Origin of the sequence: Microbacterium sp. SL62, assembly GCF_026672635.1 — a bacterium.
In the GTDB taxonomy this organism is placed as follows: Bacteria; Actinomycetota; Actinomycetes; order Actinomycetales; family Microbacteriaceae; genus Microbacterium; species Microbacterium testaceum_A.
In genome coordinates, this window is record NZ_JAPPRM010000001.1 from 2,289,096 (window position 1) to 2,315,322 (window position 26,227).

Sequence of the window (26,227 nt, forward strand, 5' to 3'; positions counted from 1 at the left end):
ACCACCTCTAGGCTGACGGGGTGACGAGCTTCGATCCCCCGCGGCCCTGGACCTCGAGCTACGCCCCGGGTGTCCCCGAAGACCTGGACCCCCAGAGCGGCTCGCTCGTCGACATCGTCGACGCCTCGGTGCGCGACTACCCCGAAGCCCCGGCCCTGCAGTTCTTCGGCCGCGAGACGACGTACGCCGAGATGGCCGCCGACATCGCCCGCGTGGCGGGAGCCCTCGCCGAGCGCGGGGTGAAAGCGGGAGACCCGGTCGCGATCGTGCTGCCCAACTGCCCGCAGCACATCGTGGCGTTCTACGCGGTCCTGCGCCTGGGCGCCGTCGTGGTCGAGCACAATCCCCTTTACACCCCGCGGGAGCTGCGCAAGCAGTTCGAGGACCACGGTGCGAAGCACGCGATCGTGTGGAGCAAAGTCGTCGCCACGATCCAGGAGTTCCCGGCCGACCTGACGGTCGACACGCTCATCTCGGTCGACGTGACCACCGCCATGCCCCTGCTGACCCGACTCGCCCTCCGCCTGCCCCTCGCGAAGGCGCGAGAGGCCCGCGCGGCTCTGACGACGAAGGCCCAGGATGCCGCCGACTGGGCCGACCTGGTGCGTCACGCGCCCCTCCCCTCGTCGCACCCGCGACCGGGGTCGACCGACCTGGCGATCATCCAGTACACGAGCGGGACGACCGGCACCCCCAAGGGGGCGATGCTCACGCACGCGAACCTGCTCGCCAATGCCGCTCAGGCCCGCGCCTGGGTGCCGCAGATCGTCCGCGGCGAGGGGTGCGTCGTCTACGCCGTGCTGCCGATGTTCCACGCGTACGGGCTGACCCTGTGCCTGACCTTCGCGATGTCGATGGGCGCGCGTCTCGTCCTCTTCCCCAAGTTCGATCCCGACCTCGTGCTCGCCGTGACGAAGAAGCACCCCGCGACCTTCCTCCCCCTCGTCCCCCCGATCGCCGAGCGGCTGCTCGCCGCGGCGACCGAGAAGGGCGTTTCGCTGACCGGTACCGACGTCGCGATCTCGGGCGCGATGGCCCTCCCGCACGATCTCGTCGTGCCGTTCGAGGAAGCCACCGGAGGCTATCTCGTCGAGGGCTACGGCCTGAGCGAGTGCTCCCCCGTGCTGATGGCCAACCCCGTCGCCGACAACCGCGTCGCGGGGACCGTCGGCCTCCCCCTGCCCGGCACCGAGTGCCGGGTCGTCGACCCCGACGACCCGCGCACGGACGTCGAGCGCGGTGAACTCCTCGTCCGCGGCCCGCAGGTCTTCTCCGGCTACTACGGCAAGCCCGAGGAGACCGACGCGGTCTTCGTCGACGGGTGGTTCCGCACCGGTGACATCGTGACGATCGACGACGGCGGTTTCGTGCGGATCGTCGACCGCATCAAAGAGCTCATCATCACGGGAGGCTTCAACGTCGCCCCCACCGAGGTCGAGAACGTCCTGCGCCAGCACCCCTCGATCGCCGATGTCGCCGTGGTCGGCCTTCCGAGCGAGCACTCGGGTGAAGAGGTCGTCGCCGCGGTCGTGCCCTCGACCCCCGGCGAGTTCGACGCCGAAGCCGTGCGGGCCTTCGCGCGCGGCATCCTGACGCCCTACAAGGTTCCGAAGCAGATCGTCGTCGTCGATGAACTGCCCCGCTCGCTCATCGGTAAGGTGCTCCGACGTCAGGTGCGCGACCGCCTGCTCGCCGACTGACGCCACCGCCCTGCTACACGCAGACCTCGGCGCGCAAGACCCGGGGCCGAATTGGTCGGTGCACGCGTGCGCTCGGTAGCGTGGGGGCATTCCGGGCCGCGTCGTGCCCGGGTGTGACCTTTGGGGGGAATCACATGATCATCAAGCGCACTCCGTTCGCTCTCGTCGCAGCCTCCGCGCTGCTTCTTCTCGCCGGCTGCTCCGGCGGTGCCAGCAACACCGCGGAGTCGAGCGACGACAGCATGACCGACAGCGGCACCACGACGACGCAGGAGACCACCGCGCCCGCGTCGCCCGCCGCACCCGCCGGGGATCAGTCGAAGGCCGACGCCTGCGACATCGTCCGGACGCAGTTCCAGGAGGTCAGCGGTGCGGGCAGCACGGTCGACAGCTCCGACCCGCAGGCGACGTTGGCGGCGTTCAAGAAGCTCGCGTCCGACGTCGGCACGCAGTTCGACTCGATCACCAACGCGGAGGTCGCGCCCGCGGCCAAGAAGGCCAGCGGCGCTCTCAACGACTACGCCGCGTTCCTCGAGACCGTCGTCGCCGACCCGTCGAAGGCCAGCGGCCTGAGCGGCCAGGTGAGCACTCTGCAGGCGAGCTTCACGGAGGCCGCCACGGTCTGCGCCGGCTGACAGATACCGAGAACGAACGGAAGGGCGGGGGCCTCGGCCCCCGCCCTTCCGTTGTTCGATCAGTCGTCGGCGGCGGTCTCTTCCGCGGCGGCGTCGATGTCGGCGTCGGCTGAGGTGTCGCCCGTCGCCGCGTCGAGTGCCGCGGGGCCCTGCTCGACGAGGATGCGGAACTGCGCGGCATCCAGGATTCTCAGTCCGAGCTCCTCGGCCTTCGCGAGCTTGGATCCGGCCCCCGGGCCCGCCGCCACGAAGTCCGTCTTCTTCGACACGCTCGATGCCGCCTTGCCGCCGGCCGAGAGGATGGCTTCTTGCGCCCCCTCGCGGGTGTAGCCCTCGAGTGATCCGGTCGCCACCACCGTGAGGCCCGCGAGGACCCCGCCCGCAGCGGCCGCCGCCCCGGGTCCGGGATGGCCGGGGATCGTGAAGCGCACCCCCGCGGCTGCCCAGCGGTCGACGATCTCGCGGTGCCACTCCACGTCGAACCAATCGATGACGGCGTCGGCGATGATGCCGCCGACACCCTCGACGGCCGCGAGTTCTTCGCGCGAGGCCGCTCGAATGGCCTCGAGCGAGCCGAACCATTGGGCGAGGGCCCGGGCCGCGACCGGACCGACGTGCCGGATGTTCAGCGAGACGAGCAACCGCCAGAGGTCTTTGGTCTTCGCCTTGTCGAGCTCGGCGATGAGCTTGGTCGCCTGCTCGGACGGCAGGACCTGCCGATAGTCCTTGCGGATGCCGCGGCGGCGGCGCTCGGCCGGGTCGAGGTCCTCGGTGCCCGGCGGGTACGACGCCGGCGACAGCTTCTGGAACGGCAGTCGTCGCACGAGCTCGCCGGTATCGGGATCGACCTTGCGCTCCCCCGTCTCGGAGTCGCGCACGACGACCTCGATCGGCACGAGCTGGTCGACCGTCAGGTCGAAGAGCCCCGCCTCGGTGTCGAGCGGCGGCCGGTCGGGCACCTCGGGCTGGGTGAGGGCCGCGGCGGTGACTTCTCCCAGGGCCTCGACGTCGAGCGCTCCGCGGGACCCGATGTGCTCCACACGACCGCGCACCTGGGCGGGGCACGAGCGCGCGTTCGGGCACCGCAGGTCGATGTCGCCCTCTTTCGCGGGGCGCAGCGGCGTCCCGCACTCGGGGCAGTCCGCCGGCATGACGAACGCGCGTTCGCTGCCGTCGCGCAGCTCGACCACCGGACCGAGGACCTCGGGGATGACGTCGCCGGCCTTGCGCAGCACGACCGTGTCGCCGATCAGCACGCCCTTGACCTTGACGACGTCCTGGTTGTGCAAGGTGGCCTGGCGCACGACACTGCCGGCGACCTTCGCGGGTTCCATGACCGCGAAGGGGGTTGCCCGTCCGGTGCGGCCGACGGACACCACGATGTCGAGCAGCTTCGTGTTCACCTGCTCGGGAGGGTACTTGTACGCGATCGCCCATCGCGGCGCTCTACTCGTGGCACCGAGCTCGTCGTGCAGGGCGAGTTCGTCGACCTTGACGACGACGCCGTCGATCTCGTGCTCCACGTCGTGACGATGCTCGCCGTGGTGCGCGACGAAGGCCAGGACGCCGTCGATCGTCGACTCGACGCGGCTGTACGGCGAGGTGGGCAGTCCCCACGACGCCAGCAGGTCGTAGATCTCGCTCTGTGCGGCCACGGGAGGCTTCTGCCACGCACCGATGCCGTGCACGTAGAGCTTGAGGGAGTCGATGCGCGCGAGACCGGCCTCGAGTTCGAGGCCCGTCTTCTTCTCGATCTGCTGACGCAGTCCGCCGCTAGCCGCGTTGCGGGGATTCGCGAACGCGGGGAAGCGTCGAGCCGCCGCGATCTCGGCCTTCTCTTGGTCGAAGGCGCGGCCCCCACGTCGGCCGGCGGCCCGCTCTCGAGCCTCGGCCAGCGCCCGCTCGCGGAACTCGCCCTGGAGTCGGTTGAGGTTCTCGAATTTCGCGACGGGGATGAAGACCTCTCCGCGCACCTCCACGATCGGCGGGTGCCCCTCTCCCGCGAGCTCGTGCGGGATGTCGGCGAGACGCAGGGCGTTCTCGGTGACGATTTCTCCGACCCGACCGTCGCCGCGGGTCGCGGCGGAGGTGAGCACGCCGTTCTCGTAGCGCAGGCTGATGGCCAGTCCGTCGATCTTGAGCTCGCTGAGCCAGTGCACCGCGCGCCCCGCGGCGGCCTCGGTCTTGACGGCCCAATCGCGCAGCTCTTCGGGCGAGAAGACGTTGTCGAGGCTGAGCATGCGCTCGGCGTGCTCGATCGTCGCGAGGTCGGTGGCCTCGGCGGCTCCCACCGACAGGGTCGGGCTGTCCTGCCCCTGGAGTTCGGGGTGCAGACGCTCGAGGGCCTCGAGCCGGTGCATCCATCCGTCGTACGTCGCGTCGTCGACGACCTCGGCGTCTCGGCCGTAGTACGCGTCGCGCGCACCGACGATCCGCTGGCTGAGGTCCGCGGCCTCGGCGCGCGCCTCGTCGAGGGTGAGGTCGGGAAGCTGATCGTGCTCGGTCACGCATCCAGCTTAGGGAGGGGTTCCGACATCGGCCGCGGGCGGGTCGCCGCTCACCACGCCCTCCAGAGCTTGTCGGGGTTCGATATCCGTCGGACGCCGGCGACGAGCCCACCCCTCATCTCCAGCGAGATGACGTCCGTGACGGCGCCCACCGAGAGCGAGAGCCCGATCTCGCCATTGACGTCCACCTGCCGCGCCGAGATCACGGCTCCGGCTGCGGCCGCCTTCTCGAGGATTCCGGCGAAGAAGCGGACGATCCTCTCGGCGCCGAAGATGGGGTTGAGCGCGCTCTTGACCCGCCCGCCTCCGTCCGCCCAGAGGATCGCGTCATCGGTGAGGATGCCCGCCACGCCCGCGACGTCTCCGGTCTCGATCGCGGCGACGAGAGCGCGGACAGCCCCGCGGTCGGCGCCTGACGACGACGGCTCGGCGCGCAGCTGAAGCCTCCTTTCTCCCCGCGAGATCAGCTGGCGCACCGACGCGGGTGAGCGATCGAGGATTTCCGCGATCTCGACGGACGTCATCCCGAACGCCCGATGCAACACCACCGACGCACGAGCCGCGGGGTCCAGCTGCTCCGCGAGGTGCAGGACCGCCAGCGACAGCATCTCGCGGTCCGCCACCACGTCGTCGGGCAGACGCTCGGTGGCGACCGGCTCCGGCAACCACGGCCCCGGATAATCCTCGCGAGCGGCCTGCACTCGACGCAACTGGTCGATGGATCGTCTGACGCAGACCGTCGTCAGCCAGGCCGCCCACGAGCGCACCTCATCGCCGTCGCCCTCCGCCCGCAGTGCGTCGAGGGCGACGTCCGAGACGACGTCCTCCGCGGCGCCGAAGTCTCCGAGCATCCGATAGGCGATCCCCACGAGTCGGTCCCGCTCCGTGCTCCACGCGAGGCTGGCCATCGTCACCTCGCCGAGGCTACCGGCAGGACGGGCGACGCTCATGCGACGGGGTGGGCGGCATCGACCGGCGGGGTCATCCCCGTCGCCAGGGCGATGCGGTTCCACACGTTGATCGTCGCGATGGCGACCACGAGGGAGCCGAGCTCCTTCTCCGAGAAGAACGCGGCCGCGCGCTCCCACACCTCGTCGGTCACGCTCTCCGGCCCGACGAGGGTCACGGCATCGGTGAGGGCGAGTACCGCGCGTTGCCGGTCGTCGAGGAGGTCGCCGGCGTGGTGCCAGGCCGCGACGGCGTGGAGCGTCCGCGCGGGGACGCCGTGCGCGGCCGCCGCGGTGGCGTGCATGTCGACGCAGAACCCGCACCCGTTGAGGATCGACGCCCGCAGTTTGAGCAACTCGTAGAGGGTCTTGTCGACGTGGGTGCGCGCATACCCCTCGAGCGCGAGGACGGCGGCGTAACCGCCGCGGTTGGTGCGGGACAGGTCGATACGGGTCATCGGGGACTCCTCGCGGTAGGGGACGCGAAAATCGCGTCCACCAGAGGAGTCGAACGGCGACGGCGGAGTGTGACGGGCCTCAGGCCTCGACCGGGACCGCCGACACCGTCCGGTCGATCGTGAACTGTCCGAGCACGCGCGTGCCGTCGTAGAGCACAGCGGTCTGCCCGGGGGCGACCCCGTCGAAAGGCGTCTCGGGACGCACCGTCAGCACGCCGTCGACGAACTCGGCGACGGCGGGCACGGGGTCCGCGTGCGCGCGGATCTGCACGTCGCAGTCGAAGCGCTCGCCCTCGGGTGCGCGTCCGGCCCAGGTGTAGCGCTCCCCCGCGATCTCGGAGCACGCGAGCGCCTCTTTCGGCCCGACGACCACGGAGTTGGTGATGGGACGCACTTCGAGCACGAAGCGGGGCTTGCCATCGGCCGCGGGAACCCCGAGCTGCAAGCCGCGGCGCTGCCCCACGGTGAAGGCGTGCGCCCCCTCGTGCGTGCCGACCACGGCTCCCGTACGGTCGAGGATCTCGCCGCGCTCGGCACCCACCTTGTCGGCGAGCCAGCCGCGCGTGTCACCGTCGGGGATGAAACAGATGTCATGGCTGTCGGGCTTCTGCGCCACGGACAACCCGCGCTCCTCCGCCTCGGCGCGCACGAGCGCCTTCGACGGGGTGGACCCGAGCGGGAAGTAGGTGTGCGCGAGCTGCTCAGCGGTGAGCACACCCAGCACGTACGACTGGTCCTTGGCGTTGTCGGAGGCGCGGTGCAGCTCGCGCCCCCCGGGCGTGTCGACGAGAGTGGCGTAGTGGCCGGTGCAGACGGCGTCGAAGCCGAGTTCGAGGGCCCGCTCGAGGAGGGCCGCGAACTTGATCTTCTCGTTGCAGCGCATACAGGGGTTGGGCGTGCGCCCGGCGCGGTACTCCGCGACGAAGTCGTCGATCACGTCGTCGCGGAAGCGCTCCGAGAAGTCCCAGACGTAGAAGGGCATGCCGAGCTTGTCGGCGGCACGGCGGGCGTCCATCGCGTCTTCGATCGTGCAGCAGCCGCGGCTGCCGGCGCGGAGCGTTCCCCCGGCACGCGAGAGCGCCAGGTGCACGCCGACCACGTCGTGACCCGCCTCGACCGCGCGGGCCGCAGCCACCGCGGAGTCGACTCCACCGCTCATCGCCGCAAGAACTCGCATCGTCCCAGTCTACGAACGTCGGTCTGAACGGGCGCCGGATGCCACGGCCCGGGCGTACGCGTCGGGGAGACGGGTGAGAACGGCGTCGACGTCGGCGTCCGTGGAGGTGTGTCCGAGGGTGAATCTCAGCACCGATCGCGCCGCGCGATCGTCGAGCCCGAGAGCGAGCACCACGTGCGACGGCTCCGCCACGCCGGCCTGGCACGCCGACCCCGTCGACACGGCGATCTGCTCCATGTCGAGCAGGAACAGGAGCGTCTCGCCCGCGGCATCCGGGAACAGCACGTGCGCGTTGCCGGGCAGACGCTCGGTCCGGTGCCCGAGCAGCCGGGCGGAAGGGATGGACGAGAGGATGCCGGTCACCAGGCGATCGCGGAGTGCGGCGAGCCGCTCCGCCTCGCCGTGGCGCTCGGCCTCGACCGCCGTGAGGGCCGCCGCGAAGGCGGAGGCGCCCGCGACGTCCTGCGTCCCGGCGCGGAGGCTCCGCTGCTGGCCGCCGCCGTGGACGAGAGGCGTGAGCCGGGCGTGTCGCGAGACGACCGCTGCGCCAACGCCGACGGGACCGCCGACCTTGTGCGCCGAGACCGACATCGCCACGAGGCCCGAGGGCGCGCTCCCCGAGCCCCGCCACGCCGAGAACGGCACGGGGATCTGGCCGAGCGCCGACACGGCGTCGAGGTGCAGGGGCACCCCGGCGTCGAGCGCGCGCTGCGCGAGGTCGGCGGCATCCTGGATCGTTCCGACCTCGTTGCTCGCGACGAGCGCCGTCGCGAGGGCGGCTCCCGGAAGAGCCGCAGAGAACGCCTCCGCGTCGATGCGGCCGAGCGGATCGAGGGGTACCGGGCGCACATGCGCATCCTGCGTCGAGGACAGCCACCCCACCGCATCGAGCGTGGCGTGGTGCTCGCCGTCGGGGAGCACGATCGCGTCGGCGTCGGCGGAGCGCGACCACCACAGGCCCTTCAGCGCGAGATTGGCCGCCTCGGTGCCGCCGGACGTGAAGACGACCTCGATCGGCTGGCACCCGAGCACGGTCGCGAGAGCCTCGCGAGCGTCCTCGAGCAGGCGACGCGCGTCCTGACCGGCGCCGTGGATCGACGACGGGTTGCCGAGCACGTCGTGGGCGGCGAGCCACGCCTCTCGCGCCTCCGGGCGCAACGGGGTGGTCGCCGCGTGATCGAGGTACACCCGCATCCTCGCCCTCCCGGTATCTCCAGCGCCTTTCACTACCCTAAGACGCATGGTCCGACCCGAGACTGTCCTGCCCGCCCGCCCCGCCCTGCTCCGCTCGTCGCTCGACGATCTGGGCGTGCGGCTCGGCCCCGACGGGGGCACCCTGCGCGTCTGGTCGGGTTCCGCCGACGCGATGCAAGTGCTCGTCTTCGACGACGTCGACCTCGACTGGGCGACCGAGACCATCACCATGACCCCCGTGGGCGGGGGCGTGTTCGAGGCCACCACTCCCCTGCTGCGACCCGGCGCGCGATACGCGATCCGCGTCGGAGGGCCGCACGGCCCCGGACACACGTTCAACCCGCAGTCGCTCCTGATCGAGCCGTACTCGCGGGGGCTCGTCTCGGTCAGCTACGGCGACTGGCGCTCCGTGGTCGTCGACGGCTCTTTCGACTGGGGCACCTCCACCAAGCCCCGCGTGCCGATGGACCGCACGGTCATCTACGAGGGACATGTCAAGGGCCTCACCAAGCGGCATCCCTTCATTCCGCCCGCTCTGCACGGCACGTACGCGGGACTGGCGCACCCCGCGATGATCGATCACCTGCTCTCCCTCGGCGTCACCAGCGTCGAGCTGCTTCCGGTCCACGCCTTCGCCACCGAGCCTCGCCTGCTGCAGCTGGGCCTGTCGAACTACTGGGGCTACAACTCGCTCAACTTCTTCACCCCGCACGCGCCGTATGCCACGGCCGCCAGCCGCGCCGAGGGTCCCGAGGCCGTTTTGCGCGAGTTCAAGGGAATGGTGAAGCTCCTACACGAGGCCGGCCTCGAGGTGCTGCTCGACGTCGTCTACAACCACACCGCCGAAGAAGGCATCGGGGGGCCGCGCACGAGCCTGCGCGGCATCGACAACAAGGCCTACTACCGCCAGACCGCCGAGGGCGCGTACATCGACGAGACCGGCTGCGGCAACGCGGTGAACACCTCGACGGATGCCGCGGCACGACTCATCCTCGACTCGTTGCGGTACTGGAGCGACGAGGTGCAGATCGACGGCTTCCGCTTCGATCTCGCCGTCACCCTCGGCCGCGACGAGAACCACTCCTTCACGCCCGATCACCCGCTCCTCAGGGCCATCCGAGAGGGTGCCGCGCTGTCGGGCACCAAGCTGATCGCCGAACCCTGGGACGTCGGCATGGGCGGCTGGCAGACCGGCAACTTCGGCGAGGGCTGGCTGGAGTGGAACGACCGCTACCGCGATCGGGTGCGCAATTTCTGGCTGAGCGACATCGACTACGCCCGGCGCGCGGCCACCGCCCCGGTCGGGATCGGCGGCTTCGCCACGCGTCTGGCGGGATCGTCGAACACCTTCTCCGAAGACCGCGGGCCCCTCGCGAGCGTCAACTTCGTCACCGCGCACGACGGGTTCACCCTGCGCGACCTCGTCTCGTACGACGTCAAGCACAACCTCGGCAACGGCGAGCAGAACCGCGACGGCGCCGACACCAACCGCTCGTTCAACCACGGCGCCGAAGGTCGCACCACCGACGAACGCGTGCTCGCCACCCGCCGCAAGGCCATGCGCAACCTCATGGGCACGCTGCTGTTGTCGGCGGGAGTGCCGATGATCACCGCCGGCGACGAGATGGGACGCACGCAGCGCGGCAACAACAACGCCTACTGCCACGATTCCGCGCTCACCTGGCTGTCGTGGGACCTCGCCCCGTGGCAGGAGCACCTGTTCGCGCACACGCAGCGCCTCCTGCGGCTGCGCCGCGACAATCCCGCGCTGCGGCCCCAGCGCTTCGCCCGGCTCGGCGAGGTGATCCCCTCGGCCTCGGTCATGGAGTGGTTCGACGAGAACGGCGAGACGATGTCGAGCGAGCGCTGGAACGACCCGGCGCACCGGACCCTGCAGTACCTCGCGACCTCGACGCCCGAAGAAGAGGACCCGAACCGCGTCCTCCTCGTGATCCACGGCACCGAGGACGCCACCGAGATCGTCCTGCCCGATCTCGAGGACGCGGTCTACGTCTCGCTCTGGTCGAGCGCCGACGAGACGCCGTCCGATGACGAGGAGCGCTTCGCGCCCGGAGACGTCGTCCCCCTCGCCGGCGCCTCGATGCGACTGTTCCGCGTCGACTGATCCAGCCCCGCTGTCAAGGCCGGGCGAAACCGTACGGGAACGTCGGTGGCCCGCGATAGGTTCGGACCGTGGCCACCACGACGACTCCCTCGCCCGAGCTGCCCTGGCGCAGCGCCGCCTCGATTCCCGTGCGTCCGGTCAAGCCGACGCCCACCTCGCGCAGCGTGGTCACCCCGCGCATCCCGCTGGCGCTCCCGCACCCGAGCGTGCCCGGCGGCAGATTCCGCCCCTCCGCGTACGTCGGTGAGGCCGTGCCGTTCACCGTGACAGCGTTCCGCGAGGGCCACGACCGCATCGGCGTGCAGGTGCGCCTGTTCTCGCCGTCCGGCGACGAATCGCTGCACCGCCTGAGTCCCCTCAACGACGGCTTCGATCGCTGGTCGACGCTCGTCGCTCCGCTCGAGCAGGGCGTCTGGCGGTTCCGTTTCGAATCCTTCGCCGACGACTTCGCGACGTGGGAGCACGCCGCCGAGGTCAAGATCGCGGCGGGCGTCGATGTCGCCCTCATGCGAGAGATGGGCGCGCAGCTCTTCGATCGGGCGCGCGGCGAGAAGAAGCGGCCCGGCACCGACAAGGACCGCCTGTACGACGCCGCCCGCGCCCTGCGCGATCCCGACGTGCACGACGACACCGCGCTCCAGATCGTCCGCGACCCCGAGATCGCGGCGCTGTTCGAGGCCCGCCCCATGATGGGCCTGGTCTCTGTCGGGCGGGATGCCGAGCTGCTCGTCGAACGAGAGCGCGCCGGCGCCGGCGCCTGGTACGAGTTCTTCCCCCGGTCCGAAGGGGCACGACGAGCGGAGGACGGCTCGATCGTCAGCGGCACGTTCCGCACCGCCGCCGAGCGGCTCCCGGCCGTCGCCGGAATGGGCTTCGACGTGCTGTACCTGCCGCCGATCCACCCCATCGGCCAGACCAACCGCAAGGGGCCGAACAACACCCTCGTCACCGAGCCCGGAGACCCCGGCTCGCCGTGGGCCATCGGGGGCGCGGCAGGCGGGCACGACACCGTCCACCCCGACCTCGGCACTCTCGAGGACTTCCGCGCCTTCGTGCGGACCGCGCGCGAGAACGACATCGAGGTGGCACTCGACCTCGCGCTGCAGGCCTCGCCCGATCACCCGTGGGTCGCCGAGCACCCGGAGTGGTTCACCACCCTCCCCGACGGCTCGATCGCCTTCGCCGAGAACCCCCCGAAGAAGTACCAGGACATCTATCCGGTCAACTTCGACAACGACCCCGAGGGCATCCGCGCCGAGGTGCTGCGCATCGTCCGCCATTGGATCGCGCAGGGCGTCACGATCTTCCGCGTGGACAACCCGCACACGAAGCCCCTGCAGTTCTGGGAGTGGCTCATCGCGACCGTCAGCGCCGAGGAGCCCGACGCGGTGTTCCTGGCCGAGGCCTTCACGCGCCCCGCGCCGCTGCAGGGCCTGGCCATGGCGGGGTTCCAGCAGAGCTACACCTACTTCACGTGGCGCAACACGAAGGACGAGCTCGAGGAGTTCCTCACCGGTCTCGCCCACGAGACCGACGACTTCCTCCGCCCCAACCTCTTCGTCAACACCCCTGACATCCTCACCGAGTACCTTCAGTTCGGCGGGCGACCGGCGTACAAGATCCGCGCCGCCATCGCGGCCACCGCGGCTCCCACCTACGGCGTCTACGCGGGCTACGAGCTGTACGAGAACGTCGCGCGTCCGGGGTCCGAAGAGAACATCGACAACGAGAAGTACGAGTACAAGTTCCGCGACTGGGCCGCCGCCGAAGCCGCGGGTGACTCGCTCGCGCCGTACCTGCGCATGCTGAACGGCGCGCGGCGCGCGCATCCGGCGCTCGGGCAGTTGCGCAACCTCAGCGTGCACTGGAGCGACGACGACAGCATCCTCGTGTACTCCAAGCACCTCGACGCCGCCCTCTCGCCCGATGGTCGCAGCGACACGATCATCGTGGTCGCGAACGTCGACCCGCACTCGGCCCGTGAAACGACCGTCCACCTCGACACCACGGTCTTCGGCATCGAACCCGGCGCCACGTACGAGGTGGAGGATCTCGTCACCGGACAGGTCTGGACCTGGGCCGACCACAACTTCGTGCGCCTCGACGCCTTCGTCGAGCCGGTGCACATCCTGCACGTCAAGGAGAACCGATGACCTCCCTTCCCTCCGAGATCCTGGATGCCGTGGCCCACGGCGCCCACCATGACCCGCACAGCGTGCTCGGCGTGCACGAGACCGGCGAGGGATGGGTCATCCGTTCGCGCCGGCCCCTTGCCCGCGAGGTGGTCGCCGAACTGGCCGACGGCACCTCGGTCGCCCTCGAGCACGTCCGCGGGGGGATCTGGGAGGCGCCCGTCGCGGCCTACCCTGGCGCCTACACGGTGCGCGCGTCGTACGACGGTTCGGAGCACGTCTCCGACGACGGGTACCGCCACGCGCCGTCCGTCGGCGAGCTCGACCTGCACCTGATCGCCGAGGGGCGTCATGAAGAGCTCTGGCGCATCCTCGGTGCACACGTGCGCGAACTCGACGGGTCGACGGGCACCGCGTTCACCGTCTGGGCTCCCGATGCGCGCGCCCTGCGCGTCATCGGAGACTTCAACGGGTGGGACGGCGCCGGCCACGCCATGCGGTCGATGGGCGGCAGCGGCGTCTGGGAACTGTTCGTCCCCGGGATCGGCGTCGGCACGCGCTACAAGTTCGAGATCCTCACCCGCGCCGGCCTATGGATCGAGAAGGCGGATCCCATGGCGCGACTCGCCGAGGTTCCTCCCGCCACGGCGTCCGTGGTCACCGATTCGACCTACGCGTGGGCGGACGACGAGTGGATCGACGAGCGCTCGCGCACCGCGCCGATCGACCGCCCGATGTCGATCTACGAACTCCACCTCGGTTCCTGGAAGCAGGGGCTGTCGTACCGCGACGCGGCCGACGAGATCATCGACTACGTCGGCGCGCAGGGGTTCACCCACGTCGAGTTCCTCCCGCTGGCCGAGCACCCCTTCGGCGGCTCGTGGGGGTATCAGGTGTCGGGTTACTACGCCCCGACGAGCCGTTTCGGCTCGCCGGACGACCTGCGCTACCTCATCGACCGTCTGCACCAGGCCGGCATCGGCGTGATCATGGACTGGGTCCCCGGCCACTTCCCCAAGGACGACTTCGCGCTCGCCCGCTTCGACGGCGAGGCCCTGTACGAGCACCCGGACCCCCGTCGCGGCGAGCACAAGGACTGGGGCACGCTCATCTTCGACTACGGCCGCAACGAGGTGCGTAACTTCCTCGTCGCGAACGCGCTGTACTGGTTCGAGGAGTTCCACGTCGACGGTCTGCGAGTGGATGCCGTGGCCTCCATGCTCTACCTCGATTACTCGCGCAACGAGGGCGAGTGGGCGCCGAACCAGTTCGGCGGTCGCGAGAACCTCGAGGCGATCCGGTTCCTGCAGGAGGTGAACGCGACCTCGTACAAGCGCTACCCCGGTATCGCCTTGATCGCCGAGGAGTCGACGAGCTTCCCCGGCGTCACGGCTCCCACCTCGCACGCGGGCCTCGGTTTCGGCTTCAAGTGGAACATGGGCTGGATGAACGACTCGCTGCAGTACATCGGGCGCGATCCCATGTACCGCTCGCACCACGAGGGTGAGCTGTCGTTCTCGTTCGTGTACTCGTTCAGCGAGAACTTCGTCCTGCCGATCAGCCACGATGAGGTCGTGCACGGCAAGGGCAGCCTCTTCGGTCGCATGCCGGGCGACCACTGGCAAAAGCTCGCCAACATGCGCGCGTTCCTGGCGTACATGTGGGGGCACCCCGGCAAGCAACTGCTGTTCATGGGCCAGGAGTTCGGGCAGATGTCCGAGTGGTCGGAGTCGCGCAGCATCGACTGGTGGATGCTCGACCAGCCCTCGCATGCGCAGCTGCACTCCTTCGTGGCCGAGCTGAACCGCGTCTATAAGGATCAGGCGGCCCTGTGGGCGCGTGATCACGACGGCGCGGCATTCTCGCGCCTCGGTGCCCCGGCCTGGAACACGAACGTCCTCGCTTTCGCCCGTCGCGATCACCACGGCAACACGATCGCCGTGGTGTGCAACTTCTCGGGCGTTCCGCTGACCGATTACCCCCTCGACCTGCCCGAATCGGGCACCTGGACCGAGATCCTCAACAGCGACGCCGAGGCCTTCGGCGGCTCAGGGCAGGGCAACTTCGGTGCGGTACAGACGGATGGTCGCGGAAGCGCGACGCTGACCCTCCCCCCTCTCGGGGTGCTGTGGCTCCACCACCGTTCGGGGAGCTGACCCCGGGCGTCTCGGCCCCTGCGCGGGGTGATCCGCGCCGGATCCACGGGTCTGACACACGCGCAAACGACGACGGCCCCGTCCCCCCTTGGGAGGACGGGGCCGTGCGATGTCCGGGCTCAGAAGAGCAACGAGGCCAGTCGCGAGCGGGCGCGGATCACCCGCGCGTCCTCGTCGCCGACGAGGCCGAAGAGCTCGAGCAGACGCTCGCGCACCGGGGCGCGCTCATCCCCGGGAAGCGCGGCGAAGAGGTCGAGCAGACGGCCGAAGGCGTCGTCGACATGCCCGCCCACGACGTCGAGATCCGCGACGAGGAACTGTGCCTCGAGCCCCGTCGGGTCGGCGGCCGCCGCGGCACGGGCCGCCTGGAGGTCGGCGTCCTGGACGCGGTCCAGCAGACGCACCTGTCCGAGACCGGCGCGCGCGTCGGCGTCGCGCGGGTTCTCTGCGAGGGCCTTCTCGTAGGCGGTGATGGCGCGGGCGTAGTCGCCCTCTTCGATCGCGGCGAACGCCTCTGCGTGCAGCGGGGGCAGCTCGGGCTCCGCGGCGGGGGCATCGGCGGAGGGCGCGCCCTCGACCGGGACGGTACCGGTTACGCCGTGCTGAGCGGCGAGCTGCAGAAGCTGGGCGAACACGTCGCGCACCTGCTGCTCAGGGACGGCTCCGGTGAACAGGGGCACCGGCTGACCCGCCACGAGCGCGAGCACCATGGGGATCGACTGCGCGCGGAAGCCCTGCGCGAGCTGCGGGTTCGCGTCGACGTCGACCTTGGCGAGCACCAGGCGGCCGGCGAGCTCGGTGACCACCTTCTCGAGCACGGGGCTCAGCTGCTTGCACGGCCCGCACCACTCGGCCCACAGATCGATGACGACCGGCACCGTGCGCGAGAGCTCGAGGACCTCACCGAACGTCTCATCGGTCACGTCGAAGACCAGGGGCGGCGCGCCGGCGGGGCGCGGGGGCGTCGCGGGGGCGCCGGAGGCGGGTGCCGCCGGCGGCTGGGGACGGTTGCGCAACGACGAGAGGTCGACGGCACCGCGCATCACGGAACCGGGGGCGGGAGTGCTCACGGGGACACCTTCGCTTCGAGGAGGCTGGATCGGTAGCCGAGCAGGCGGATCTGATCGTCGGAGCCCTGGCTGGGCACGTAGAAGAACACCTGGTCGGAGTATGTCGTGGTGAAGCCTGTCGCCGACTGGTCGACACCGGTCAGGGCCTTGACCGCCGGATTGTTGTCCAGCTTGATCACGGCGTCCTTGTTGGTGGGCTTCGCGGTGTCGCTCTCGTACACGTTGACCGCGACGATCGCACCGGTGTCGAGCGTCGCCAGCGCGATGGGGGTCGCGGCTCCCGCGGAGGCCGAGAAGCTGATCTCCGCCGTTCCCGCACCGGTCTGGTTGAGTTCGTCGGTGCGCTTGGTCTTGTTGTCCTGGATCGCCGAGAGCAGCAGGTCGTTCGCCGTGTCGAACTTCGCGAACGAGGCGCTGTTCTGGCCGTTGTTGATGACATCCGCGTAGGCGGCGGCCACCTTCTCGGGCGCCATGACGAGGAAGGACGAGTCCGGCGGAACCTGCGTGGCACCGACGTAGGGCGCCGCGAGCTCGGGAAGGTTCGTCGAGGCCTCGAGGTTGCCGACGTACGAGGCCTTGTACTCCTCCCACGGCGTCTGCTGCGTCATCATCATGATCGTGGTCGTGGGGGTCGCGGCATCCGCCGACTCCACCACCGTCATGAGGGTGCGCGGCCACGTTCCCGTGGTCTGCGGCAGCACGATCTGCACGGGCTCCGCCGGGATCGCGGGCAGGGCGGGTCGGTCGGGGATCGCGGCGCGCAGCTTGTAGTTGGTCTGCCGCTCCGCGAGAGCCGGGCCCGACAGCCGCTCGGCGACGACGTTCCCGTCGAGCGAGGCATCGGCCTGCGCGACGGTCGACGAGACCTTCGCCACAATGCGCTGCGCCTGCGCCTCGGTGACCGCCGGCGGGAACTGCCCCTCCGGGACGATCACCGTCGGAGTGGGGCTCGGCGACTCGGTCGCCGCGAGCTGCGGCCACGCGTCAGCCGAGCATCCCGCCAGCAGAGCGATCGACACGCCCAGCGCGGGGATGGCGACCAGAGCGCGGCGACCGCGCAGGGCCCCGCGGACTCGCGACCCTCCGCGGCGACCGGGGCTCTGGCTCACGACGCCTTTGCTCTCGGCATCCGCGTCGACCGTCGAAATCGGCTCGGTGACCGGAAGGGGCAGCCCCTTGCGGCGCGGACGACGCTGACGACGGACATGGCGGATGCCGAGCAGGTAGAGCACCAGACCGGCCAGAAGGACGATCCCGCCGCCGACGATGAGCGGACCGGCCCACGGCGTGGAGTCGTCGATCGGCCAGGTGAGGCTGACGGTCGAGGGGGCGGGGGCCGTTCCGTCGGAGGCGACGAGCACGCTCATGTCGGACGGGAGCTGCAGAGTGGTCGACAGCGATCCGGTCTGTTCGAACTCGTCGAGCCAGAGGTCGGAGTCCACGGGCGATCGTCCGGTGGTCGCGGCGCCCGAGGCGGGGGTGACCGTCGGCGCGACCTCGGAGGTCTGGACGGTGCCGGCGCCGTCGAGGGTCACCGCGGTGTAGGGGACGTCGGCGAGCCACGCGGTGACGTCGGCGGTGCGTCCGTACGAGACGAACACCGCCCCATCGCCTTGGACGCGCAGGGTCTGCGCCCCGGGGACGCTCGTCAGCACTGCGCCGTCGATCAGCGTGAACGCCGTCGAGCCGTCGGTCTGCACGTTGGCCGAGGTCTCCGAAGGGCCGTGGAACACGGTCCTTTGGGCGATACCGGCACCGATCATGGCGGCAGCGATGACGAATGCCACCACGGCCCAGACGAATCTCACGCTTCACACCATCCCCACCGGTGGCTCGGGCGCCACCGAATCGACATTTCAGACTATCCGAGGGCGCCTGAAAGTTCTCGGCGAGGCCCGTCGCGCGCTCGGTCGGGCCATCCGCTCAGTATCCTGACGACACGGGCACGTCAGCCCGGCTGATGCGGGAGTCGTTCGGCATGAAGATTCACAATCCCTTCCGGGTGGCTCTGCTCGCCACGCTCGGCGTCGGAGTCGGCCTGCTGCTCATCGGCAGCGTCCAGAACCTGTCGACGATCCTGTTGTACGTGGGCACGGCGTTGTTCCTGTCTCTCGGCCTCGACCCCGTCGTGTCGTTCCTCGAGCGTCGAGGTCTCCCCCGCTGGGCGGCGGTGCTGGTGACGATCCTGGCGGTGCTCGGCGTCTTCGCCGGGATCATCTTCATGGTCGTCCCGATCATCGTGAGCCAGATCGCCCAGCTGGTGTCCCAGATCGAGCAGCTGCTGCAGCCCGGTCGGTGGAACGAGATCGTCACCGACGTGCAGGCCTGGGTGTCGCAGACCCTCCCCTGGCTGAAGATCGACGAGGTGTGGGCGGGGATCCAGCACTGGTTCTCCACGCTCGACGTCGGCAGCATCTCCACGATGATCGGCAACAGCCTCCTCACCATCGGCGGCGCCGTCGCGGCCGGCCTGGGCGGCGCGTTCATCGTGCTGATCCTCACGATCTACTTCACGGCATCCACTCCCTCGCTGAAGTCGGCCGTCTACCAGCTGGTCCCGGCCTCGAAGCGCGCCCGATTCATCGAGCTGGCCGAGAAGATCACCGACTCCGTGGGCTACTACGTTATGGGGCAGGTCAGTCTCGGAGTCATCAACGGCGTCCTGAGCGCCATCTTCCTGTCGATCATCAACGCGCCGTTCCCGGCCGTGCTGGCGGTCATCGCCTTCTTCTTCTCGCTCATCCCCCTGGTGGGCACCCTCACGGGGTCGACGATCATCGTGCTGACGTGCCTCATCCCGGGCCTCGGCACCCCCACGTGGGCGATCCTCGCCGCCGCGATCTACTACCTCGTGTACATGCAGATCGAGGCGTACGTGATCTCGCCGCGCATCATGAACCGCGCGGTCTCGGTGCCGGGATCCGTCGTCGTGATCTCGGCCTTGGCCGGCGGCGCCCTGTTGAACCTGCTCGGCGCGCTCATCGCCATCCCGGTCGCCGCGAGCATCCTCATCATCTACCGCGAGGTCATCATCCCGCGGCAGAACGAACGCTGAGCCCGTCCGCGGACACCCGGCATCGACGCCGGAGCACCGGCGCGCGGGTTCAGCCCGCGATCTCGCCGTCCCACTCCACCGGGAGCGGCAGGGCGTCCGGGTTGACCGCCGCGACGATCTCGGTGAGCACGCGACGGGTCTGCGTCTCGCCGACCCACAGGTGCTTGCCGCCCTCGACCGCGATGAGGGTGGCATCCGGTACCGACGAGAACCGCTCGCGGGCCTCGTCGGGACGCAGGTAGTCGTCGAACTCGGGGACGAGCACGACCATGCGGCGCTCGTCGCCCGCCCAGGCGGCGACCTCTTCGGCCGTCGCGCGGTGCAGCGGGGGCGAGAGCAGGATGACGCCCTCGATGTCGTGATCGCGACCGTACTTCAGCGCCAGCTCGGTGCCGAACGACCAGCCGAGGAGCCACGGCCGCGGAAGACCGCGCTCACGGACGAAGTCGACGGCGGCCGCGACGTCGAAGCACTCGTTCGCACCCCCGTCGAATGCCCCGTCGCTGGTCCCGCGCGGAGACGTCGTTCCCCGCGTGTTGAAACGCAGCACCGCGAGGTCGGCCAGCGCCGGCAACCGGCCCGCCGCTTTGCGCAGGATGTGCGAGTCCATGAAACCGCCCGCCGTGGGCAGGGGGTGAAGCGTGACGAGGCTGGCGACCGGGTCGCGATCGGCCGGCAGCGCCAGCTCGCCCACCAGGGTCAGCTCGTCGACCGTGCGCAGCTCGACGTCCTCGCGACGGGCGGGCAGAAGAACGGGTCCGCGAATCTCCATCAGGCGATCCTCCAACAGTGCGTGTGCCAATGACGACGGGCGGCGAGATCGGCTGCGTCCCCGAGGACGCCGTCGGCGCGCCAGACCACCACGTGAGCGGTTCCGGCCTCCACGGTCCGACCGCACCCGGGGCACAGGTAGTCCTTGACCGCCTGTGGGCCCGAGATGGGCTGCACCGTCCACTCCCCGCCCCGCTTGACCTCGGTGCGCTTCCACCCGGCGATCAGACGATCGAGCGACTCGTCGCCTCGGGAGGAGTCCGGGCGCCGTTTACGGGAGCGGGGCATGGATGCCGCTCACCACCAGTGGTTGGCGGACCAGAACGCGTAGGCGCCGGCCCATCCGCCGTAACGCCCGGTGGCGTAGCCGGTTCCCCAGCGCAGATTGTCGACCGGGTCGTAGCCGTTGCCGGGGACCTTGCTGCACGGCAGGGCCTGCACGAGGCCGCAGGCGCCGGACGAGCGGTTCGTCGCGTTCGGGTTCCAACCGCTCTCGCGACTGACGATGTAGTCCACGAAGCCCATGTCGGATTCGGAGATGCCGGCAGCGGCCATCCACTCGGCGGGAGCGCCACCACCGGTGTAGAGCATGGGACCGGCGTTGCCCGAGGACGAGCCGGAGCCGGAGTCCTTCTCGCGGGACGGCGTCGGCGTCGGGGTGGGCGTCGGCTTCGGCTTGACGTAGACGTTGTAGCTGGCCCGGTCGAGCTGCGGCGCCTGCTTCTCGCCCGAGGTCGACACGGCCTGCGTGTCGCCGAGACCCTCGGCGTACAGGGTGACAGTGTGCGGCTCCTCGGCCTGAGCCGGCAGCAGCGAGGCGCCCATCGGGCCGACGTATGCACCGACGAACAAGACCGCGGCCGCAGCCCCGAAGACGCCGACCACACCGCGACGACGCGACCATCGGGGGCTGGAACGGTGCGGGAGAGACGGCGGGACCACGTCGACCGAGGCGCCCCGGCGGGCGACACGGGACGTGGATGCGCGCGAAAGTTCCGAACCAGAAGTCACAGTGCACTCGATTCTACCGACGCCCGAGGCCGGATGCCACGCGTCGGGGTCATCCGACCGCGAGCATCACTTCGACGACGGCGTCGAGGACGGCGTCGACCTGGGTCTCGCGGTACCCCCCGCGCTGCATGCGGAACGCGACCGAGCGCACCTGATCGGGTGTCACCGGATCACCCGCCGCGAGGTAGCGGGCGACGCGATCGGCGACCACGTCCACCTCGTCGACCCGGTAGCCGTAGCGCAGGAGGCCGACGCGGTCGAAGCGCGAACCCCGCGGACGACGAAGACGGTCGAGCACCACCTGCGCCGTGTCCCGGGTCTCGGCGACCCACGCGCGGGCGCCGAGACGCGAGAGGGCGTGCTCGCGCTCGCGCGCGGCGAAGGCGTCCTCGACACGGCCGAGAGCGGCGTCCACGGCCTCCACCTTGTAGCCGCCCTTGACGAGCGGGAAGGCGGCGGCGCGAACCTCGGAGGAACGCAGGGCCCCGACCTCGTCGGCTTCGAACGCTTCGCGCGCGCGGGCCAGGAAGACGTCGACCGCGCGCTTCTCGTACCCCTTGGTGCGACCCGAGGTCGTGGGGAACGGCATCGCGGCCACGGTGTCGTGGATCGGCGTCTCGGTCATGACACTCCCAGGGGGGACAGCAGATAGAACATCACCAGGGCGGCGGTCGCCGACGGCAGGATCGAGTCGAGGCGGTCGAGCACTCCCCCGTGACCCGGAAGCCACGAACTCATGTCCTTGATGCCCAGGTCCCGCTTGAGCATCGACTCCCCGAGGTCGCCCACGGTCGCCGTCGCGAGGACCACGGCCCCGAAGATGAGACCGGCCCACCACGGCACCTGCAGCATGAAGGCGGCCAGGAGCGCGCCCGCCACGAGCGCCGCGACGCACGCTCCCGCGAAGCCCTCCCAGGTCTTCTTGGGGCTGATGCGGGGGGCCATCGGATGCCGACCACCCCGGCCGAACGTCAAGCCCGAGACGTACGCGCCGGTGTCGGCCGCCACCGCCAGGATGAGGAACGCGAGCACCCACCACTCCCCGCGGGGCTGCGCGAGGAGGATCATCGCGACACTCGTCAGGAAGGGCACGTACAGCTGCACGAAGCTCGCGACGAGGACGTCGCCGATCACCTCGATGTGAGCGCGACCGTCGGACGCGAACATCTGGGCCGTCAGGCGCCAGACGATCACGACGACGACGGCGACGAGGGTGGCGATCCAGTGCACCCACGGGCCCAGGAAGAACCCGCTCAGCAGGAGCAGGAACCCCATGACGAGCTGCGGGACCACATCGACGCGACGCCCCGCCACCTGGAGGGCGCGCGAGAACTCGAGGACGCCCAGGACCATCGCGGCGGCCGCGAACAGGACGAACAGCCATTTGACGAAGATCAGCGAGGCGATGACGATCACGCCGATGCCGACCCCGATCAGGGTCGCCACGATGAGGTCGCGCCCCGTGCGCTGCTTGATCCGCTCGTTCGCCTGGTCGAACTCGGCGCGGGCGTGCGCGATCCGCTGATCGGCGTCCGACCGCATCGCGCGCAGCTGCGACTCGATCGCGGTCACCCCTTCACCCGTGGTCGGCGAACGGCGCGCTGAGTCGGCCCGGCGCGGCGAGGCGGACGGATCGACCGGCTCGCTGTCGCCGATCTCGGGAGCGTCGGGCATGGGGGTCAGACCTCGAGGAGCTCAGCCTCTTTGCGCTTGAGCGCCTCGTCGATGAGGTCGACGTGCGTGCGCGTGACGGTGTCGAGCTCCTTCTCGGCGCGGACCAGCTCGTCCTCGCCGACGTCGCTCTTCAGCGCGTCGAGGTCGTCCTTGGCCTTGCGGCGCAGGTTGCGGACCTGCACCTTGGCGTCCTCGCCCTTGCCGCGCACGATCTTGACGTACTCCTTGCGGCGGTCCTGCGTGAGCTCGGGCATGGTGACGCGGACGATGTTGCCGTCGTTCGTCGGGTTCACCCCGAGGTTCGGCATGTCGCGGATCGCCTGCTCGATCGCCTTCAGCGCCGACTTGTCGTACGGGTTGATGACGAGAGTGCGCGCCTCGGGGTTGTTCAGCGAGGCGAGCTGAGCCAGCGGGGTGGGCGAGCCGTAGTAGTCGACCAGCACCTTCTGGAACATCTGGGGGTTCGCGCGTCCGGTACGGACCGTCGCGAAGTCTTCCTTGGCGGCCTCCACGGCGCGATCCATACGCGCTCCGGCATCGGCGAGGACATCGGAAATCACGGTGACTCCATTCGTTGGGACTGACTGTTCAGTCTAGTCGCGCGCGGGCCCGGCTCCCCGGGCCCGCGCGGCGCGTCATGCGGTGACGAGGGTGCCCATCGTCTCGCCGAGAAGGGCCCGGGTGACGTTTCCGGCCGGCTCCATGCCGAACACGCGCATATCCATTCCGTTGTCCATGCAGAGGCTGAACGCCGTGGAGTCCACGACCTTCAGACCCTTCTGCAGGGCGTCGTTGTAGGTGACGTGATCGAGCTTCGTGGCCGTCGGATCCACGTTCGGGTCGGCCGTGTAGACCCCGTCGACGCCGTTCTTCGCGACGAGGACCTCGGTCGCTCCGATCTCGAGCGCGCGCTGGGCGGCGACGGTGTCGGTGGAGAAGTACGGCAGTCCGGCGCCGGCGCCGAAGATCACGACGCGACCCTTCTCGAGGTGACGGACAGCACGACGCGGGATGTAGGGCTCCGCGACCTGGGTCATCGAGATGGCGGACTGCACGCGCGTGGCGGCCCCCGCCTGCTCGAGGAAGTCCTGCAGCGCGAGGGAGTTCATCACGGTGCCGAGCATTCCCATGTAGTCGGCCCGCCCGCGGTCCATGCCGCGCTGGCTGAGCTCGGCGCCGCGGAAGAAGTTGCCCCCGCCGACGACGATGGCGATGTCGACGCGGTCGACGGCCTCGGCGATCTCACGGGCGATCTGGCCCACGACGTCGGGATTCACGCCCAGTTGGCCCCCGCCGAACGCCTCCCCCGACAGCTTCAGCAGAACTCGGCGGCGCTTGGTGGCTTCATCGATCACGTGTGATGTCCTCTCGTCTTGAACAAACTATCCCCCCGCACCCGCGACCGATACGCAGGAACCGATATGGGACGCGGGCAGGGAAAAGGCCCGGGATGCCGTGGCATCCCGGGCCTCATGACGGGCCCTGAGCCTGTCGAAGGGTTACGCGCCGACCTTGAAGCGGGCGAAGTCGGTCAGCGTGAGACCGGCGTCGGACGCGACCTTGGCGACGGACAGCTTGTTGTCCTTCGCGTAGTCCTGGTCGAGCAGCGAGACCTGCTTGAAGAACGCGTTCACGCGGCCCTCCACGATCTTCGGCAGCGCAGCCTCGGGCTTGCCCTCGTTGCGGGAGATCTCGGTGACGATCTCGCGCTCCTTCTCGACGTCGGCCTCGGGGACGGCGTCGCGGGTGAGGTACGAGGGGTTGGCGAACGAGATGTGCTGCGCGATCGAGCGAGCGGTCTCGGCGTCATCGCCCGAGTAGGCGAGGACGACGCCGACCTGCGGGGGCAGGTCCTTGCTGGTCTTGTGCAGGTAGACCTCGAACTTGTCGCCCGAGATGGTGCGCACGCGACGGAGCTCGACCTTCTCGCCGATGATCGCGGCCTCGTCCGAGATGAGCTGCTCGACGGTCTTGCCGTCGGCGTCAGCGGCCAGGGCGGCCTCGACCGAGTCGGCACCGGCGGCGGCGGCTGCGTCGACGACCTTGTCGGCCAGAGCGATGAAGCGCTCGTTCTTGGCGACGAAGTCGGTCTCGCAGGCGAGCTCGAGAAGCGTGACGGAACCGTTGTTCTCGCGGGCGGCGACGAGGCCCTCGCTGGTCGAACGGTCGGCGCGCTTAGCGTTGCCCTTCGCGCCCTTGAGGCGCAGGATCTCGACGGCCTTCTCGACGTCGCCGTCAGCCTCTTCGAGCGCCTTCTTGGTGTCGACCATGCCCGTGCCGAGCTGCTCGCGCAGCGCCTTGATGTCGGCGATCGTGAAGTTTGCCATGGTGTGGCGTCTCCTTGTCGTTTGCGTTCTAGATGTGAGCCCGGCGGGGCCGTGTCGCCACCCTCCGAAGAGGGGGCTGTCACGACCCCGCCGGATCGTAGCCTGTGCGGGTAGCGGGCCGTTCACGCGGAGGAGAACGGAACGCCTCGCGGCTTACTTGCTGTCGGTGGCCTCGGCGTCAGCGGCCTCGGTCTCGGCGGCCTCGGTCGACTCGCCGGCCGGAGCCTCGGTCGACTCAGCGGCGGGAGCCCCGTCGGTCGACTCGGCCGCGGGGGCGTCGGTCGACTCGGCGGGGGTCTCGAGCAGCTCGCGCTCCCACTCGGCGAGGGGCTCGGCGGCCTCTTCTTCACCGGCGGGCTGGTGGCGCTGGATGAGGCCCTCGGCGGCGGCGTCGGCGATGATGCGCGTGAGCAGGCTCACCGAGCGGATCGCGTCGTCGTTGCCGGGGATCGGGTACTGGAACTCGTCGGGGTCGGCGTTCGTGTCGAGGATGCCGATCACGGGGATGCCGAGCTTCTTGGCCTCGTCGACCGCGAGGTGCTCGCGCTTGGCATCGACGACCCAGATCGCCGAGGGGGTCTTCTGCAGGTTGCGGATACCACCGAGCGACTTGTGCAGCTTGTCGAGCTCGCGCTTCTTGAGCAGCAGCTCCTTCTTGGTGAAGCCGCTCTCGGCCGGGTTCTCGTAGTCGAGCTCCTCGAGCTCCTTCATACGGGCGAGGCGCTTCGACACCGTCTGGAAGTTGGTGAGGAGGCCACCGAGCCAGCGCTGGTTGACGTAGGGCTGGCCCACGCGGGTCGCCTGCTCGGCGAGGACTTCCTGCGCCTGCTTCTTGGTGCCGACGAAGAGGATGGTGCCGCCGTGCGCGACGGTCTCCTTGACGAACTCGTACGCCTTGTCGATGTAGCCGAGCGACTGCTGGAGGTCGATGATGTGGATACCCGAGCGCTCGGTCAGGATGAAGCGCTTCACCTTCGGGTTCCACCGGCGGGTCTGGTGTCCGAAGTGAACGCCGCTGTCGAGCAGCTGGCGGATGGTGACGACGGCCATGGTCGTACTCCTGTTTCTGGGCGCTTTCGCGCCGTGGTTGTGGTTGTTCGCGCCAGACGGTCCGCCTGACGAGCCTGGTACCCGGCGCACACCCGCCATCCGCCGAAGCGGAGGACCAGGGGGTGTGGATGCCGCGCGGTGCGCTGCCCCGGAGGGCGGCGCGATGCGCTGTGGGCACGCGGAGTCATCCCGACATGCGAGATGCGTCCTCCAGCATACAGGACTGCTCCTCCCCACC

At 69.9% G+C, this 26,227-nt stretch carries 22 protein-coding genes; 6 read left to right on the top strand and 16 right to left on the bottom strand.

The window, feature by feature from the left end:
• The first annotated feature begins 20 nt into the window (after positions 1-20).
• Together OVA26_RS10985 and OVA26_RS10990 are read left to right on the top strand one after the other, a co-directional pair.
• Positions 21-1,700 (top strand): long-chain-fatty-acid--CoA ligase, encoded by a 1,680-nt coding sequence (locus OVA26_RS10985; RefSeq protein ID WP_268104100.1) that lies wholly within the window; start codon positions 21-23, stop codon positions 1,698-1,700.
• 134 nt (positions 1,701-1,834) lie between these two features.
• Positions 1,835-2,335 (top strand): hypothetical protein, encoded by a 501-nt coding sequence (locus tag OVA26_RS10990; RefSeq protein WP_056230950.1) that lies wholly within the window; start codon positions 1,835-1,837, stop codon positions 2,333-2,335.
• A 59-nt stretch (positions 2,336-2,394) separates the two neighbouring features.
• Here the strand turns inward: OVA26_RS10990 and ligA are convergent, their stop codons facing one another.
• The 5 genes from ligA to OVA26_RS11015 form a co-directional block, all read right to left on the bottom strand.
• Positions 2,395-4,842 carry an NAD-dependent DNA ligase LigA gene (gene ligA, locus OVA26_RS10995; protein WP_268104101.1) on the bottom strand — a complete coding sequence of 816 codons (2,448 nt, stop codon included), beginning with the start codon at positions 4,840-4,842 and terminating at the stop codon, positions 2,395-2,397.
• Between the two features lie 50 nt (positions 4,843-4,892).
• A complete protein-coding gene (locus OVA26_RS11000) occupies positions 4,893-5,750 on the bottom strand; it encodes a sigma-70 family RNA polymerase sigma factor (protein WP_268104916.1) in 858 nt (285 codons plus the stop codon).
• A gap of 38 nt (positions 5,751-5,788) precedes the next feature.
• Positions 5,789-6,247, bottom strand: a complete 459-nt coding sequence (locus tag OVA26_RS11005; protein ID WP_056230947.1) for a carboxymuconolactone decarboxylase family protein — start codon at positions 6,245-6,247, stop codon at positions 5,789-5,791.
• Positions 6,248-6,326: 79 nt separating this feature from the next.
• Entirely contained in the window at positions 6,327-7,424 is a 1,098-nt protein-coding gene (gene mnmA, locus OVA26_RS11010) for a tRNA 2-thiouridine(34) synthase MnmA (protein WP_074695086.1), read from the bottom strand.
• A 9-nt stretch (positions 7,425-7,433) separates the two neighbouring features.
• Positions 7,434-8,618, bottom strand: a complete 1,185-nt coding sequence (locus OVA26_RS11015; RefSeq protein ID WP_268104102.1) for a cysteine desulfurase family protein — start codon at positions 8,616-8,618, stop codon at positions 7,434-7,436.
• A gap of 46 nt (positions 8,619-8,664) precedes the next feature.
• Between OVA26_RS11015 and glgX the strand changes: the two genes are divergently transcribed.
• The 3 genes from glgX to glgB all read left to right on the top strand — a co-directional run bounded on the left by glgX (position 8,665) and on the right by glgB (position 15,031).
• Positions 8,665-10,743, top strand: a complete 2,079-nt coding sequence (gene glgX, locus OVA26_RS11020) for a glycogen debranching protein GlgX (protein ID WP_268104103.1) — start codon at positions 8,665-8,667, stop codon at positions 10,741-10,743.
• Positions 10,744-10,811: 68 nt separating this feature from the next.
• Positions 10,812-12,896, top strand: a complete 2,085-nt coding sequence (locus OVA26_RS11025; protein WP_082450712.1) for an alpha-1,4-glucan--maltose-1-phosphate maltosyltransferase — start codon at positions 10,812-10,814, stop codon at positions 12,894-12,896.
• Positions 12,893-15,031 (top strand): 1,4-alpha-glucan branching protein GlgB, encoded by a 2,139-nt coding sequence (glgB, locus tag OVA26_RS11030; RefSeq protein WP_268104104.1) that lies wholly within the window; start codon positions 12,893-12,895, stop codon positions 15,029-15,031. The genes OVA26_RS11025 and glgB overlap by 4 nt, the downstream gene beginning before the upstream one ends.
• Positions 15,032-15,150: 119 nt before the next feature.
• Here the strand turns inward: glgB and OVA26_RS11035 are convergent, their stop codons facing one another.
• Together OVA26_RS11035 and OVA26_RS11040 are read right to left on the bottom strand one after the other, a co-directional pair.
• On the bottom strand, positions 15,151-16,101 hold the full coding sequence (locus OVA26_RS11035) for a tetratricopeptide repeat protein (protein ID WP_074695089.1): 951 nt from the start codon (positions 16,099-16,101) through the stop codon (positions 15,151-15,153).
• The gene (locus OVA26_RS11040) at positions 16,098-17,909 is read right to left on the bottom strand and encodes a glycosyl transferase (protein WP_074695090.1); all 1,812 of its coding nucleotides are present in this window, start codon (positions 17,907-17,909) and stop codon (positions 16,098-16,100) included. The genes OVA26_RS11035 and OVA26_RS11040 overlap by 4 nt, the downstream gene beginning before the upstream one ends.
• 170 nt (positions 17,910-18,079) lie before the next feature.
• Here OVA26_RS11040 and OVA26_RS11045 point away from each other — a divergent pair, with 170 nt between their 5' ends.
• On the top strand, positions 18,080-19,156 hold the full coding sequence (locus tag OVA26_RS11045; RefSeq protein WP_056232310.1) for an AI-2E family transporter: 1,077 nt from the start codon (positions 18,080-18,082) through the stop codon (positions 19,154-19,156).
• Between the two features lie 49 nt (positions 19,157-19,205).
• Here OVA26_RS11045 and OVA26_RS11050 read toward each other — a convergent pair whose 3' ends face one another.
• The 9 genes from OVA26_RS11050 to rpsB all read right to left on the bottom strand — a co-directional run bounded on the left by OVA26_RS11050 (position 19,206) and on the right by rpsB (position 25,989).
• Positions 19,206-19,928 (bottom strand): alpha/beta hydrolase, encoded by a 723-nt coding sequence (locus OVA26_RS11050; RefSeq protein WP_268104105.1) that lies wholly within the window; start codon positions 19,926-19,928, stop codon positions 19,206-19,208.
• Positions 19,928-20,215, bottom strand: a complete 288-nt coding sequence (locus tag OVA26_RS11055) for a hypothetical protein (protein WP_056230930.1) — start codon at positions 20,213-20,215, stop codon at positions 19,928-19,930. The genes OVA26_RS11050 and OVA26_RS11055 overlap by 1 nt, the downstream gene beginning before the upstream one ends.
• A 9-nt stretch (positions 20,216-20,224) precedes the next feature.
• Complete coding sequence (locus OVA26_RS11060; protein ID WP_074695091.1) at positions 20,225-20,938, bottom strand: transglycosylase SLT domain-containing protein; 714 nt, start codon at positions 20,936-20,938, stop codon at positions 20,225-20,227.
• 49 nt (positions 20,939-20,987) lie between these two features.
• Entirely contained in the window at positions 20,988-21,563 is a 576-nt protein-coding gene (locus OVA26_RS11065; protein ID WP_268104106.1) for a DivIVA domain-containing protein, read from the bottom strand.
• Positions 21,560-22,612 (bottom strand): phosphatidate cytidylyltransferase, encoded by a 1,053-nt coding sequence (locus OVA26_RS11070; protein WP_268104107.1) that lies wholly within the window; start codon positions 22,610-22,612, stop codon positions 21,560-21,562. The genes OVA26_RS11065 and OVA26_RS11070 overlap by 4 nt, the downstream gene beginning before the upstream one ends.
• A gap of 5 nt (positions 22,613-22,617) precedes the next feature.
• Complete coding sequence (frr, locus tag OVA26_RS11075) at positions 22,618-23,172, bottom strand: ribosome recycling factor (RefSeq protein WP_056230923.1); 555 nt, start codon at positions 23,170-23,172, stop codon at positions 22,618-22,620.
• A 75-nt stretch (positions 23,173-23,247) separates the two neighbouring features.
• Positions 23,248-23,967, bottom strand: coding sequence for a UMP kinase (gene pyrH / locus OVA26_RS11080; RefSeq protein WP_056230920.1), 720 nt, complete (start codon positions 23,965-23,967; stop codon positions 23,248-23,250).
• Positions 23,968-24,111: 144 nt separating this feature from the next.
• Positions 24,112-24,939 carry a translation elongation factor Ts gene (tsf, locus tag OVA26_RS11085; RefSeq protein WP_056230918.1) on the bottom strand — a complete coding sequence of 276 codons (828 nt, stop codon included), beginning with the start codon at positions 24,937-24,939 and terminating at the stop codon, positions 24,112-24,114.
• 153 nt (positions 24,940-25,092) lie between these two features.
• A complete protein-coding gene (gene rpsB / locus OVA26_RS11090) occupies positions 25,093-25,989 on the bottom strand; it encodes a 30S ribosomal protein S2 (RefSeq protein ID WP_268104108.1) in 897 nt (298 codons plus the stop codon).
• Positions 25,990-26,227: the final 238 nt, after the last annotated feature.